The 13,705-nt window shown below is 65.2% G+C and carries 13 protein-coding genes; 4 read left to right on the forward strand and 9 right to left on the reverse strand.

What is annotated here, in order from left to right:
* Window positions 1–21: 21 nt before the first annotated feature.
* The 5 genes from IEX78_RS02425 to IEX78_RS02445 are packed head-to-tail and all read right to left on the reverse strand — an operon-like array spanning window position 22 to window position 6,227.
* Entirely contained in the window at window positions 22–1,113 is a 1,092-nt protein-coding gene (locus IEX78_RS02425) for an LLM class flavin-dependent oxidoreductase (protein ID WP_188827041.1), read from the reverse strand.
* Window positions 1,110–2,876, reverse strand: a complete 1,767-nt coding sequence (locus IEX78_RS02430; RefSeq protein WP_188827042.1) for an ABC transporter ATP-binding protein — start codon at window positions 2,874–2,876, stop codon at window positions 1,110–1,112. The genes IEX78_RS02425 and IEX78_RS02430 overlap by 4 nt, the downstream gene beginning before the upstream one ends.
* Window positions 2,873–3,697: an ABC transporter permease gene (locus tag IEX78_RS02435; protein WP_229683664.1), complete on the reverse strand. Its 825-nt coding sequence runs from the start codon at window positions 3,695–3,697 to the stop codon at window positions 2,873–2,875. The genes IEX78_RS02430 and IEX78_RS02435 overlap by 4 nt, the downstream gene beginning before the upstream one ends.
* Window positions 3,694–4,662, reverse strand: coding sequence for an ABC transporter permease (locus tag IEX78_RS02440; protein WP_188827043.1), 969 nt, complete (start codon window positions 4,660–4,662; stop codon window positions 3,694–3,696). Before IEX78_RS02440 ends, IEX78_RS02435 begins: the two co-directional genes overlap by 4 nt.
* A complete protein-coding gene (locus tag IEX78_RS02445) occupies window positions 4,659–6,227 on the reverse strand; it encodes an ABC transporter substrate-binding protein (protein WP_229683665.1) in 1,569 nt (522 codons plus the stop codon). Before IEX78_RS02445 ends, IEX78_RS02440 begins: the two co-directional genes overlap by 4 nt.
* Window positions 6,228–6,486: 259 nt before the next feature.
* On the opposite strand from IEX78_RS02445, the gene IEX78_RS02450 reads away from it, so the two are divergent.
* Entirely contained in the window at window positions 6,487–7,848 is a 1,362-nt protein-coding gene (locus IEX78_RS02450) for a M20/M25/M40 family metallo-hydrolase (RefSeq protein WP_188827044.1), read from the forward strand.
* Window positions 7,849–7,873: 25 nt separating this feature from the next.
* Window positions 7,874–8,404: a YbhB/YbcL family Raf kinase inhibitor-like protein gene (locus tag IEX78_RS02455; protein WP_188827045.1), complete on the forward strand. Its 531-nt coding sequence runs from the start codon at window positions 7,874–7,876 to the stop codon at window positions 8,402–8,404.
* A gap of 39 nt (window positions 8,405–8,443) precedes the next feature.
* On the opposite strand, the gene IEX78_RS02460 is transcribed toward IEX78_RS02455, so the two are convergent.
* From IEX78_RS02460 to IEX78_RS02475, 4 genes are all read right to left on the reverse strand, one after another.
* Entirely contained in the window at window positions 8,444–10,270 is a 1,827-nt protein-coding gene (locus IEX78_RS02460; protein WP_188827046.1) for an AMP-dependent synthetase/ligase, read from the reverse strand.
* A 77-nt stretch (window positions 10,271–10,347) separates the two neighbouring features.
* Complete coding sequence (locus IEX78_RS02465; protein ID WP_188827047.1) at window positions 10,348–11,418, reverse strand: quinone-dependent dihydroorotate dehydrogenase; 1,071 nt, start codon at window positions 11,416–11,418, stop codon at window positions 10,348–10,350.
* A 7-nt stretch (window positions 11,419–11,425) separates the two neighbouring features.
* Window positions 11,426–11,665 carry a DUF5703 family protein gene (locus IEX78_RS02470; protein ID WP_188827048.1) on the reverse strand — a complete coding sequence of 80 codons (240 nt, stop codon included), beginning with the start codon at window positions 11,663–11,665 and terminating at the stop codon, window positions 11,426–11,428.
* Window positions 11,662–12,645 (reverse strand): YncE family protein, encoded by a 984-nt coding sequence (locus IEX78_RS02475; RefSeq protein WP_188827049.1) that lies wholly within the window; start codon window positions 12,643–12,645, stop codon window positions 11,662–11,664. Before IEX78_RS02475 ends, IEX78_RS02470 begins: the two co-directional genes overlap by 4 nt.
* Before the next feature lie 162 nt (window positions 12,646–12,807).
* Between IEX78_RS02475 and IEX78_RS02480 the strand changes: the two genes are divergently transcribed.
* Both IEX78_RS02480 and IEX78_RS02485 read left to right on the forward strand, forming a co-directional pair.
* Window positions 12,808–13,164 (forward strand): hypothetical protein, encoded by a 357-nt coding sequence (locus IEX78_RS02480; protein WP_188827050.1) that lies wholly within the window; start codon window positions 12,808–12,810, stop codon window positions 13,162–13,164.
* Window positions 13,165–13,170: 6 nt separating this feature from the next.
* Window positions 13,171–13,704 (forward strand): WKL family lipoprotein, encoded by a 534-nt coding sequence (locus tag IEX78_RS02485; RefSeq protein WP_229683666.1) that lies wholly within the window; start codon window positions 13,171–13,173, stop codon window positions 13,702–13,704.
* Window position 13,705 lies beyond the last annotated feature (1 nt).

The following is a 13,705-nucleotide window of genomic DNA, read 5'->3' on the forward strand; positions in this document are numbered from 1 at the left end:
TGCCGCAAGGCCCCGGGTGCGTTATAACCTAGAGAGGGAATCAGTGAGCAGCGGCAATACGTCGCGCGCGATGCGTTCGGTCTCTTCCACGTACGGCCAGTTCTGCAAGATGAACGCGTCGATCCCCGCAGCCGCGTAATCACGCAGCCGCGCCGCGACGGTTTCCGGGTCGCCAACAATCGCCAGCCCCGGCCCCACCCGCAGCAGGCCAAAGCCCGACCAAATATCCGGTTCGATTTCCAGTTCACGCGCGTGCGTTGGGCGCTTGCCCGCGTGGAAGCCCAGCTGACGGAGCTGGCCAACCGAATCGCCTGCCGCCAAATTGGCGAGGAATTTCTCGATGAACCCGTCGTCGGCGCGGTCGAGCAATTCTTGTGCCGCCGCCCACGCCTCTTCTTTCGTGTCACGCACGATCACGTTGAACTGGCAGCCAACCTTGATGGTGCGACCCTGCTTCGCCGCGGCGGCGCGGGCGCGAGAGATCTTGTCGGTCAACAACTCCCACGGCTCACCCCAGGTGGCGTACACGTCGGCATGCTTGGCCGCGACCTCGATCGCCGCGTCCGACGAACCACCAAACCAAATGGGCGGATACGGCTTCTGCACGGGCCGAATACCGATGAAACCCCCGGTAATGGAAATGAATTCACCAGCGAAATCAACACCGCGCCCGGAAATCAATTCCTTATATACGTGCAGGAATTCATCGGTGTAACGGTAACGGGCATCGTGGTCGAGCGCGACACCCGCAGCGGCCGTACCGCCAAGGCGCCCAGCCGTATTCGACAGCGATCCGGTGACAATATTGGTGAGAATGCGACCATTCGACAGTTCATCAAAGGTCGCGACCTGCTTCGCCAGTGTCGCCGGAGTGGTCACGGTGGGGTGGATGGCGAGCAGAAACTTCATGCGGCTGGTCGCACCAATCACCGACGCCGACGTGACCCACGGGTCAGGACCTGCGCCGATACCAGTCGCGACAAGCGCGCCCGCGTATCCACCGTCATCAATGGCTTGCGCGTCGCGGACCAAATGCGGGTAGCCGCCGGAATTGTTTTCCCACGGATATTGCGCGGGCGACGAGGAAAGGAAACTGTAAATCTCGGGACTCATGAACGCACTCCTAGTCGCGTTGCCAGGCTGGGGGAATCGGCCACCAGTGCCCGGGTGTATTCGTGGGTGGGGGAGTCGAGCACGGCATTGGTCGCGCCCGCTTCGACAACATGACCGTCGCGCAGCACAACAACGCGGTCGGCGACGGCACGGACGACGCCGAGGTCATGGGTGATGAACAGCAACGCGACACCGTCAGCGCGCAACCGCGCGAGCAGGTCGAGCACCGCCGCTTGCACGGAAACGTCGAGCGCGGAAGTGATTTCGTCGCAAATGAGCACCTGCGGGTCGCCGAGCAGGGCGCGGGCGATGGCGACACGTTGACGTTCGCCGCCGGACAGGTCGCGCGGGAACAGGTCGAGCACCCGATCAGCCAGAGCGACGCGCGTCAAGGTCGCGCGCACCTTCTCATCGGCCTGGGCTCCCGCGCCGAAATGCTTGGCGACGTCACGCAGGGTCGCGCCGATGCGGCGACGCGGGTTCAGTGCGCGTTGCGAGTTCTGAAACACCAAACCCAGTGCGGCGCGCTCAGTTTGGGAACGGCCGCGCGCAGTCGGGGCTGGCGCGACACCGTCGAGTTCGACCGTGCCCGACAGCCGCGCGCCGAGTCCGACGAGCCCGCGTGCGAGAGTTGTTTTCCCGGAACCGGATTCGCCAACGACGGCCACGCATTCGCCGCGAGCGACCTCGAGCGAAACCTGGTGCAGCACAGCGGACTTGCCGTACCGCGCGTCGACTTCGTGCACGCGAAGAACGGGCAACGCGTCGGCGACTGCGGTTCGCGGCGCGTCAACAACGTCGTCGGAACCCACGTCAACCAGTGCACCCTGATGCACGCACGCGACCGAATGTGTCTGCGACAGCGCCACTTCCACGGGGATGCTCGCCCGGCAGGCATCGGTGGCGAACGCGCAGCGTGGCGCGAACGCGCATCCGTCCGTGAGGTGACCGAGCTGCGGCGCTCGACCCGGAATGGCCCGCACCGGCCGCGACGACGCCACGTCGGGAATGGCAGCAAGCAGCCCCCGCGTGTACGGATGCGCTGGCGTGTCGAAAATGTCGTCGCGCGAACCACTTTCGGCGATGCGCCCCGCGTAGAGGACGACAACGCGGTCGGCGATCTGCTCGACAACAGCCAGGTCATGCGACACATACACCGCCGCGGTGGAGTATCGGGCGCACAGCGTGCGCAGGGTGTCGAGGATGCGGGCCTGGGTCGTGACGTCCAGCGCCGTTGTCGGCTCATCGAGCACGACCACGGCGGGACGGGTGACGAACGCGGTCGCGATGATCAACCGTTGCTGTTGTCCACCCGACAGTTGATGCGGGAATCGTCGGGTGAAGTCGGCGTCGGCGGGGAGCCCAACGTCGGTCAACGCGGTCGACACCCGTTCAGCCACACCGGCACTGGCGAGGTCAGGAAAGTGGGTGCGCACCGTTTCGGCGAGGACCGCCCCGACGCGTTGTCGGGGGTCGAGCGCCGACCCGGGATCTTGCGCGACGTAGGCGACGCGCCGACCACGCACCGAGGTGGCGTCGGCAAGCACATCGACGCCGTCGACGGAAACGCGACCACCAACGATGCGCGAACCACTGCGTGTGTAGCCGAGCAACGCCATCGCCGCCGTCGTCTTGCCCGACCCCGATTCGCCAACGAGGCCGACGATTTCGCCAGCGGCCAGGGTGAGTTCGAACCCGCTCACAATCGAGGTGTCGTCATCGAGGGCGACGCGCAAGTCCGTCACGGTCACGACATCGCTCATGACAACTCCTGTTTCACTTTGGCTGGCTTACGCTTGGCACCGCTAAGGCCCTCCGCGAAAGAATTCGTGCCGAGCGCGAACAGCGCGATCATCACGACCGGTGCGAGCACGGCCCACGGTTGCACCCGGATTCCCGACCGGTTTTCGTTGATCATCAACGCCCAGTCGGCGGCGGGTGCGGCGACGCCATATCCGAGGAAGCCGATCGCGCCGAGGATCCCGACGGCCCAGGTGAGCATGCTGCCGACATGAACGAGCAGCGGCGCGGCGATATTGGGCAGGATCTCGCGCAGCAGGATCGTGGTGCGGGGGTAGCCGAGCATTTCCGCGACCTCCACGTACTCCTGGCCAGTGACTTCGAGCGTCGCCGCCCGCGCCAACCGGACGACGCCGGGCAGGAACGCGACGGCGACCACCGCGACGACAAGCCCTTCGTGATGACCAAGCATCGAAACAACAAGCAGGACAAGGACAATGATCGGGAACGCTAAGACAATGTCGGCGATCCACGTGGTCGCGGTGTCGAGCGGTCCGCGCAGATACCCGGCGAGCATCCCGATGGCGGTGCCGATGACAGCGGCGGCCAGTGTCGCGGCGAGCGTCATCCAGATGAGGGTGAAGCCGCCATGCAGGGTGCGTGACAGCACGTCGCGGCCGAGGAAGTCGTAGCCGAGTGGGGCGACGGCGTCGGGTGAACCGTAGGTGGGGCCAAGCAGTTCTTCGGCGCGGTGGGGCGCGAGGAACGGGCCTACTAACCCGACGATGAGGACGAAAGCTGTTGCGAAGACGCCGAATACGGCCTGTCCGGACAGTCGGTTCATGCCAACGCTCCCAGGTCAGTCGCGGTGCGAAGTCGGGGAGTGAGCAACACCGTCGCCACGTCAGCGGCCAGGTTCACCGCGACTACCCCGGCCGCGATCGCGAGCACCGACGCCTGGACGACGGGGAGGTCACGCATCCCGACCGCACCGTCGAGGCCAGAGCCGATACCCGGGTAGCTGAACGCGACCTCGATAACGACCGTTCCGCCGATGAGCACGCTCGTCGTCAACGCCAACCCTTGGATCGCGGGCACGAGCGCGTTGGGCAGCACGTGACGGGCCAGCACCGCACGCGGGGGCAGGCCGCGCAGTCGGGCGGCGAGCACGTAGTCGGAGTCGAGTGCCGCGACCACCGCCGCGCGCACCTGCCGCAACAAATACGGGACGGTCGAGACGATCAACGCGATCGCGGGCAACACCACATACGTCGGCTGCGCTAACGCGGAGCGACGGGGGTCGAGCAGTGACGCGGCAGGCAGAAACTCGAAAACCGACGTCGCGAACACCAAAATCAGCACGACAGCCAGCACGAACCCGGGAATCGCCTTGCACAGCACCGCGACATTCACCACGGCACGGTCGAGCCAACTGTCCCGTCGCAGCGCTGCGACCGTGCCCAGCCACAACGCGAGCGGCACCGACACAGCCAACACGACAAGCAGCAGCGCGAGCGTGTTCGACAACCACCCGCCGACGGTCGTCGTCACCGGCACGGACGTGTCGAGCGACTTGCCGAAGTCGAACCGCACCGCGTCGGCAAGCCAACGCCCGTAACGCACAAGCAGCCCGTCATCGAGACCGAGTCGGTGGTGCAGTTTCGCGATTTCCTCAGGGCGCGCGTCGGGACCGAGGATCGTGCGTGCGGGATCCGACGGCAGCGCCACCGTCGCGGCGAACACGATCAGCGAAACCACCCAAATCGCGACAACGCCAGCGAGCGCGCGACGCAGCAACCACGCGGTCACTGGCGCAACCACAACTTGTCGAACCGCCACGTCGGGAACATCGACTTCTCTTCGACAACCCCACCGACGCGCGAGGCGACCGCGTCAACGGAATCGATATAGCCCCAAATGATTTCGCCACCCTTGTCGTGGAAAATCTGTTCCATTTCCGCGACAAGCGGCTTGCGCTTTTCCGTGTCGGGCTGACGAACGACCTGCTCATAGAGTTCGGTGAAGCGCGGATTGTCGAAGTGCGTGGGGTTCACCGGGGCGTTCGGGGTGTAGTAGCGGGCGCGGCTCGCGAACGGGTTCTCCGGTGCTGAGGTGGGGATCGACGCAACCCACTGGTCGCGTTGCGGACCGTTGAACGTGGCCGAATCCACTTGATTGATAGTCACTTTCACGCCCGCCTTGCGTGCCTGCTCGGCGACGATCGCGGCCGTGGCCGACGCGTTGGCGACCGGGCCGACGGTCAGTTCGAACGACAGGTTTTGCGCACCCGCTTCGGCGAGCAGGGCTTTCGCACGCGTGATGTCTTGTTTGCGCTGGGCGATGCCGGTGGGGAACGTCGGATCATTCGGCGAGAACACGTCATTGGCGACGCGACCTCGTCCGCCGAGCGCGCGGGCGACGAGTTCGTCGCGGTCGAGGATAAGCCGAACGGCTTCAACAACTTTGGGATTATTGAACGGTTCTTTCGCGAGGTTGAGGTTGATGCTCGCGGCGTTACCGGTCTGGTTGGCGACAATGCTGACGCGCTTATCACCTTCGAGCACCCGCAACTGCTCGGAGCTGATGCGGTCGGCGGTGTCGATCTGGCCCGCTTGCAGCGCGGCGACCCGGCCCGCGTCGTCTTTGAAGTCGATGATCTCCAGCTCGTCCGGGTAGGGCGTGCCGGGGCGGAAGTAGTTGTTGAACCGGGTGAAGAGCGACCGCTGTCCGGGCGTGTAGTCGACGAGCTTGTACGGGCCCGCGCCAACCGGATTGGTGACCGGGTCGAAATCGGTGGGGATCACGCCGCCGAAGTTGACGAAGACAGCGGGGAAGGGCAGGTAACCACGGCCCCCGACGAAGCGGACTTCGACGGTGCGGTCATCGACTTTGCGTAGCGCGTCGGCGTCGACGAACGGATCACGCACGGCCGAACCGGTTTTCGGGTCTTGGATGCGGCGGATGGTGTGGATGAGGTCGTCGGCGGTGACGGTTTTGCCGTGATGGAATTCCAGGCCCTGGCGCAGGCGGATGGTCCACACCGAGGCGTCGGCGTTCGGTTCGGCGAATTCGGCTAAGGCGAGCTGCGGCTGCATCGTCGGGCCCCACTCCCACGGCTTGGCATACAGCGCGAAACCGCGCACAATGCTGCCGAATCCGATGGCGATGTGGGGGTCGAGGTTGCCCTTTTGGTTGCCGTCGAGCACGCCCATCCGCAGTCGACCGCCACGCACCGGGGTATCACCGCCAACGGTTGCGGTGTCGCCGCCGGGGGCGCACGCGGTGAGGGCGCCGCCTACGGCAAGTCCGGAGGCGAGCGCGGCCGATCCCCAGAGGAATCGGCGACGAGAAACGGTGGGGCTCACAGCAATCACGATTCGCAGCGTAAGTCGACGCTGCCCACGAAACCATGACCACTTTTTCGCAGATCGGAAAGATTGACAGCGAATCTCCGGTGCGATATCGCCCGAGGTTCGGTGCGTTTACCGCATAGTGGAATAGGTGCGAGTGAGCGGGCGCGGGGAGGCGGGTAATTGCGATCACGCGCGTCAGTAATTCGCTAGCAGCGAAGAAATGCCCGGCTGCCGGGGCGTGCCGTCCCGACCGTGACCCGACGGTGGTAGGAAAGGGGGCGTGTCGGCAACTGGCGAACAAACGCAGTCAAAGAAGCGCTCACGTGCGGAAGAAGAAGTTGTTGAGCTGGTCAGCAAGCTGATCCAGTTCGACACGTCCAACACCGGCGAACTCGCGACGACCAAGGGCGAAAAAGCCTGTGCGGAGTGGGTCGCGGAAAAACTGCACGAGGTTGGGTACGAAACCGAATACGTCGAATCGGGTGCGCCCGGACGCGGCAACGTGTTCGCGCGGCTGCGCGGTGCCGATCCCGAACGTGGCGCGCTGATGATTCACGGCCACCTCGACGTGGTACCCGCCGAAGCGGCCGACTGGAGTGTCCACCCGTTCTCAGGCGCCATTCAAGACGGATACGTGTGGGGCCGCGGCGCGATCGACATGAAAGACATGGTCGGCATGGCGTTGGCGTTGGCCCGCCAGTTCAAAGCCGAAGGGACCGTTCCGCCAAGGGATTTGGTTTTCGCGTTCCTCGCCGATGAGGAGAACGGCGGCAAGTGGGGGTCGCAGTGGCTTGTCGAGCATCGTCCCGACCTGTTCGACGGGATCACCGAAGCCGTTGGTGAGGTCGGCGGGTTCTCACTCACCGTCCCGCGCCCTGACGGCACCGAAAAGCGTCTCTACCTGGTCGAAACCGCCGAAAAGGGGCTCGGGTGGATGCGGTTGCGCGCCAAAGCGCGTGCCGGGCACGGGTCGTTCCTGCATGACGACAACGCCGTGACGATCCTCGCCGAAGCGGTCGCGCGGCTGGGTCGCCACACCTTCCCGGTTGTGCTTTCGGATTCGGTTGCCGAATTCCTCGCCGCCGTCACCGAGGAAACGGGGTTGCAGTTCGATCCGGAAAGCCCCGATATCGAAGGTCAACTCGCGAAACTGGGCACCATTTCGCGGATCATCGGCGCGACCCTGCGCGACACCGCCAACCCGACGATGCTGCAAGCGGGCTACAAAGCCAACGTGATCCCGCAAACCGCCGAAGCCGTCGTCGACTGCCGGGTTGTCCCCGGTCGCCAGGCCGCGTTCGAACGGGAAGTCGACGAGCTCATTGGCCCGGACGTGGAACGCGAGTGGATCACCAAACTCGACTCGTATGAAACAACATTCGACGGTCACCTCGTCGACGCGATGAACGACGCGGTACTCGCCAACGACCCCAACGGTCGCACCGTGCCCTATATGCTTTCCGGTGGCACCGACGCGAAAGCGTTCGCCCGCTTAGGGATTCGCTGCTTCGGGTTCGCGCCACTGCAACTGCCGCCCGACCTCGACTTCACCGCGCTCTTCCACGGTGTTGATGAACGCGTTCCGGTCGCGTCGCTGGAATTCGGCACGCGAGTGTTGGAACATTTCCTGCTGAACAGCTGAGCCCAGTCAACCGAATCGGAGTGATATGAGCCGTCACGATCCGTACGCACCGTTGCCGTCGGTGCCCACCTTCACCGTCACCTCAACCGACATCGTCGCTAACGCCCCGCTCAACAACGCCCAGGTTTCGGGCGTGCTCGGTGCTGGCGGCGAAGATGTGTCGCCGGAACTGAGCTGGTCGGGCTACCCGGTCGAGACCAAAAGTTTCGCGGTGACCTGTTTCGACCCAGACGCACCGACCGCATCGGGGTTCTGGCACTGGGCGGTTGGCAATATCCCGCCGTCGGTCACGTCGCTGCCCGCGGGCGCGGGGTCCAAGGGTGGAAAGCTGCCCGACGGTGCGGTGAGCTTGCGCAACGACGCGGGCTTCCCCGGGTTCGTCGGTGCCGCACCACCGAAAGGTCATGGGGCGCACCGGTATTACGTTGTTGTCCACGCCGTTGACGTCGCCGAACTCGACATTAACGCCGAGACAACCCCGGCAGTGCTCGGGTTCAACCTGTTCTTCCACACCCTCGCTCGCGCGACCCTGATCGGGACCTACGAAGTGGAGTGAAAAGGCAATGGCCCCAGACAATCTGGGGCCGTTCGCTGTCTATTTGGCTTCCACCACGTGGGCCGGGGGAGTGCTCGCGTACAGGTCGCCGATCACGCTGGCGTACTTCGTTGCGATCGGCACCCGCTTGAGCGACATCTTCGGCGTCAGCTCGTCACCGCCTGGCTCCCACAGGGTTTCGACGATGGTGAAGCGTTTGATCTGTTCGACGCGCGACAGTTTGCGGTTGCCCGCGACGATCGCGGCCTTGACCTCGTCGATGATTTCCTGCCGTCGAGTGAGTTCGGCGTGGGTGAGTTCGGTCGCGTCAAAGTCTTTGGCGCGCAACGCGACTACGTCGGGGTCGAGCATAATCAGCGCGGTGATGTACGGGCGCGCCTCACCAATGGCGACAGCTTGACCGATGATCGACGACGCCGCCTTGGCTGCGTTTTCGATATTCGACGGGGCGATGTTTTTGCCTGCCTCGCTGATGATGAGTTCTTTTTTGCGGTCGATGATGCTCAGGTAACCGTCGGCGTCGATGGTGCCGACGTCGCCGGTGTGCAGCCACCCGTCCGCGTCGATCGCCTCGGCGGTCTTGTCGGGCATGTTGCGGTAGCCGCCGGTCACAATGGGGCCGCGAATGAGGACTTCGCCGTCGGCGTCAAGGCGCAGTTCGCAGCCGTCGATGACGCGCCCGACTGTGCCGGGGCGCGGTTTGTCGAGCTCGGTGTAGGTGCCGACGCCGGAGGTTTCCGACATGCCCCACACCTCGCTGACCGCGAAACCGAGGCCGAGGAAGTACTCCAGAGTTTCCGGCGGGATCGGCGCCGCGCCTGACGAGGCGACACGCAACTGCGAAAGACCAAGCGCCGCACGCAACTTCGACAGGACAAGCGCGTCAGCGATCTTGTGCTGCACGGCAAGGACTGGCGAGATGGACTTGCCTGCGAGGTTCGCGCGTGCGCGGGCGACACCGGTGTCGATGGCCCAGTTCGCGAGCGCTTTCTTCACCGGACTCGGCTCAGCGGCGAGTTTGTTCTCAATGCCCGCCTTGATTTTCTGCCACACGCGCGGCACACCGAAGAACACCGTTGGTTGCGCGTCGGGCAGCGCGGCGGCGATCTCGCGCGGATCGGGCACAGTGGTGATTTGGATGCCGGTGAGCAGGCTCATCGCGTGCGCGGAAATGCGATCGGCGACGTGCGCGGCGGGCAAGTAGGACACCGCGCGGTCGGAACCGTCGACCGGCAGCGGCCCGCTGACCAGGCCCGACACCTGCGCGAGGACATTGGCGTGGGTGAGTTCGACACCCTTGGACGGGCCAGTGGTGCCCGAGGTGTAGATCAGCGTGGCCAGGTCGGTCGGTTTGACCGAACGCCACGCGGCGTCGAAATCGAAGCCTTCGGCCGGGTCGTTCTCAAGCTGGTCGAGGGTGATCGCGCCTTCGGCGGTGCCGTCGACGACAACGAGGTGCGGGATTTTCGCGCCGGATTCGGCGATCACGCCAAGGAACGCCTGTTCGGTGATGACTACCTGGTTGCCGGCGTTGGCGAAAACGTGGGCGATCTGCTCGGGGGAGCTGGTGTTGTACACCGAGAACGGGGTGGCACCCAGGTGCAGGGCCGCGGTGTCGACGAGGTTGAACTCGGGCCGGTTGGTGAGCATGATCCCCACCGAATCACCGTGGGCGACACCGAGTTTCGCTAGTCCGGCGGCGAGGGCACGCACGCGGGTTGCGTATTCGTCCCAGGTGATTTGTTGTGTGCCGCCGACCGTGCGGAGCGCGACCTCGTTAGGCCGCTGAGCTGCGGTCTGCTGGAAAGCGGCGGGCACGGTGTGGACCGTGACCCCGGAGGCGTGCGCGAACTCGATGTCTGTCATGTAACCCTGTCCTGAAAGTGTGGCGCGGCTCACTTCAGCTTAACCGGACAAACAGGATTTGTGGCACAGGTTACACATTACTGACGGTGTTCGGCCCCTACCGCTTCGCTCAGCGACTTGTAGCCGTTCTCGCGCAGCTTCTTCGCCAAATGGCGGTGAATGCGCGTGGTCCAGAACGCGCCACCGTAAATGAAGCCGGTGTAGCCCTGCAGCAGCGTCGCGCCCGCGAGCACCCGCTCCCACGCCTGTTCGGGGGTTTCGATGCCACCGACCGAGATCAGGACCAGCTTGTCGCCGACGCGCGCGTACAGGCGACGCAGCACTTCTAGGGACCGGTCAGCCACCGGCGCACCCGACAGGCCGCCCGCGCCGATCGCGTCGACCTCCGCGGTGGGGGTATTCAGGCCAGCGCGGCTGATCGTGGTGTTGGTCGCGACAATGCCCGCCAAGCCCAGTTCGACGGCCAAGTCGGCGACGGCGTCGATGTCGTTGTCGGCGAGATCGGGGGCGATCTTGACCAACACCGGCACCGAAACGCTGTCTTGCACCGCGCGCAAGATCGGGCGCAGCGACTCAACGGCTTGCAAATCGCGCAGGCCGGGAGTGTTCGGCGACGACACGTTCACGACGACGAAGTCGGCGAGCGGACCAAGCAGCCGCGCGCTCGTCGCGTAATCGGCGGCGGCAGCGTCGGGTTCAACGATCTTGGTCTTGCCGATGTTCGCGCCGATCGGGACCGTCGGGGTCGCGGCGTGTAGTCGTGACGCGGCTGCGGCGGCACCGTGGTTGTTGAAACCCATGCGGTTGATGAGCGCGTGGTCGGCGGGCAGCCGGAACAGGCGCGGTGCCGGGTTGCCTGGCTGGGCCTGTGCGGTGACGGTGCCGATCTCGGCGAACCCGAAACCCAGTGGGCCCCATACGTTTACGCCGTCGGCGTTCTTGTCGAAACCGGCGGCAAGCCCGACCGGGGCGGGGAAGTCGACCCCGAACGCCGTCGTCGCCAAGATCGGGTCGTTGACGTTGGTGAGCTTGCGCGCGAGCCACCGCGTCGGGGGGAACAAGGTCGCCGCGCGCAACGCCGAGAACACCACGTGGTGGGCGCGCTCAGGCGGCAGCAGAAACATCAGACGTAGCAGAAGGGCATACATACGCGGCTCACAATCGGGGTTCGGGCGCGGGCAGAAGGGGATTTTTGCGGCGACGCAGCAACACTCGGCGACTGCCGTCGGTGTAGGCACGCACCCGCGACAACTCCCACCCACCGAACTCCGCTTGAATCGCCAACCGCATCGACGCGGACACCCGGGTCACTTCCCGAGGCAACCGCAGTCGCACATAGTCGTACTCGTGATCGCTGTCGCTGGTATCCCAGCTCGCAGGTGCTGATCGCGTCATCGGGGGCCCCTTCCCGTGCTGATCCGCTGCACCCCGTCACCGACGGCCGAAACGACCACCAGCTCACCGGTGCGGCTGTCAACGGTGATGGCGTCGGGCTGACGCACCGTCGGGAACCGGGCCACTTCGACGCCGATTCCCGTCGACAGATCGAATCCGACAACCTCATTGCTCTCGGTGGCGCTCACCCAGACCGTGTCCGAACGCGGGTCGTAGGCGAGGCCGTAAGGCGATGATGCTACCGGGAAACGTTGACGTAGGACGAGTGGACCGGCCGTGTAAACGAGCAGTTCGCCGCCCACGGGGTCGGAAACGATGATCCGGCCGAAGGGGTCGGTGATGGCGTTGGCGGCGCCGTCGCCCGCGCGGAGCATGAGGCCGAGGTGGTCGTCGGAGATGGCGACGATGGCGGTTTGGCGACGATCAAGCACGCTGATGTTGGTGCCGGTGAGGGCGATGACGTCGGCGGAAACCAGGCCGCTGACGGTGCGTGCGACGGTGCCGTCGGGGTTGACTTCGATGACCTTGCCGACGGCGGTGCCGACAATCAGGGAGCCGTCGGGGCGGATCGCGGCGCTGCGGGCGTCGCCGTCGATCGGGGTTTCTTTGGTGCTGCCGGTCGTCGCGTCGACGGTGATGACCTTGCCGGGCGCTGGAACGAGGATTGTTCCCGGTGCGCCTTGAGCGAGGGAGGCGCCGGGGCTGGGCAGTTTCAGCTCTTTTTTGCCGAGCAGTGTCAGCGTGGTGCCCACGGTGTCGAGAACGGCGACGGTCCCGGTTGCTGCTTCGGCCAAGACGGCTTTGCTCGCGCTGATCGGGGTGACCTGGCCAGCGGGCGCTGTCGTTGTCGGGGGAGAGACGGCGGCCGTCGCGGCGGGGCGGGTGGGGACGTCGGGGGAACCGTCGCGGTCACCGCATCCGACGATGAGCAGCGCGACTGAACTCAACAGCGCGCCAACGACTAAGCCGCGAGAGCGCATGTACCGGACTCCTTGTCCTCAAGACGACACCATTTCCACCATCTGACCATGCTGACCCACCAGTAGCTTCGACCGGGTCGGCCCAGGTTTGCCAGGTAGTGACGCGGGTTACTGTTGACATGACAGCAACTGATGTCAACAAACTCGACGAGGAGAACGCCGATGACCGAGGCCACCCCAAGGCGGTTCGGCATCGACGACGTGACCGTCGGGCCCTTCGCACACGGTTTCGGCACCACCGACGACGGCCGCGCGTTCGCTTTCCGCACCCGTCGCTCCACGCTGACCGTCCAGATTTACCGCGCTGACCTGGGCGAAACCGTGCCAACCACCGCCGACGTTGTCGCTGAGGCCACCGGCAGCATCGTCGATATCGACACCAGCGACGAACGCAGCATCAGCGCCTACGTCGCCGACCTCGTCGCACGCGCGACCCCGGTCGCACCCTCTACTCCCCGTGATCTGACCTCGGTGAAAGGACTCCTGGTCCGAATCAGTGCCGTCATTGATGGTATGTAGATGGTGATGTCTTCCACATTTGCCGCCCGCGCCCTACTGGTCGCCGCGAGCCTCTCAGCTGTCCTGCTCGCTTCGTCGTGCGCGAACTCTTCCGACGAGGCGAGCGTTGACGCCGCCCGTTCGTCGGCGAACGCGTCACTGTCGACGTCGGTCTCCATCTCCTCAAGCAAGGCGCACGCCCCGCTGCCGAACGCCACCGAACTCGACGCCCAGATCAAAAAGGCGCTCGACCCGAACCTGCCCGACAGCGAACGCACCAACCTCATCGAAGACGGCGCCGCGTTCTCCGACGCCATCCCCGACATGTACAAGGCGCTGCGCGACAACCCGCACGCTGTCTATGGCGTTGTCGACCCGGTTTTCGACAACCGCGACGGCACCCTGACCGCGACCATGCGCCTCGACAAGGATGGTTCGGGCACCAATATCCGCACCACGATCGTGCATTTCGTGCTGCTCGACGGCAGGTGGAAGATTTCGCGCACCGACCTGTGCGGCATCCTGCGCTCGGCTGATTACCGAACTGCTGCCTGCGGCTGAC

The sequence above is a fragment of the Nocardia camponoti genome (assembly GCF_014646135.1).
In the GTDB taxonomy this organism is placed as follows: Bacteria; Actinomycetota; Actinomycetes; order Mycobacteriales; family Mycobacteriaceae; genus Nocardia; species Nocardia camponoti.

Coding starts and splice junctions, on each gene's coding strand:
- IEX78_RS02425 (WP_188827041.1), bottom strand. CDS start 1,113: ATGAGTCCCGAGATTTACAGTTTCCTTTCCTCGTCGCCCGCGCAATAT.
- IEX78_RS02430 (WP_188827042.1), bottom strand. CDS start 2,876: ATGAGCGATGTCGTGACCGTGACGGACTTGCGCGTCGCCCTCGATGAC.
- IEX78_RS02435 (WP_229683664.1), bottom strand. CDS start 3,697: ATGAACCGACTGTCCGGACAGGCCGTATTCGGCGTCTTCGCAACAGCT.
- IEX78_RS02455 (WP_188827045.1), top strand. CDS start 7,874: ATGAGCCGTCACGATCCGTACGCACCGTTGCCGTCGGTGCCCACCTTC.
- IEX78_RS02460 (WP_188827046.1), bottom strand. CDS start 10,270: ATGACAGACATCGAGTTCGCGCACGCCTCCGGGGTCACGGTCCACACC.
- IEX78_RS02465 (WP_188827047.1), bottom strand. CDS start 11,418: ATGTATGCCCTTCTGCTACGTCTGATGTTTCTGCTGCCGCCTGAGCGC.
- IEX78_RS02470 (WP_188827048.1), bottom strand. CDS start 11,665: ATGACGCGATCAGCACCTGCGAGCTGGGATACCAGCGACAGCGATCAC.
- IEX78_RS02475 (WP_188827049.1), bottom strand. CDS start 12,645: ATGCGCTCTCGCGGCTTAGTCGTTGGCGCGCTGTTGAGTTCAGTCGCG.
- IEX78_RS02480 (WP_188827050.1), top strand. CDS start 12,808: ATGACCGAGGCCACCCCAAGGCGGTTCGGCATCGACGACGTGACCGTC.
- IEX78_RS02485 (WP_229683666.1), top strand. CDS start 13,171: ATGTCTTCCACATTTGCCGCCCGCGCCCTACTGGTCGCCGCGAGCCTC.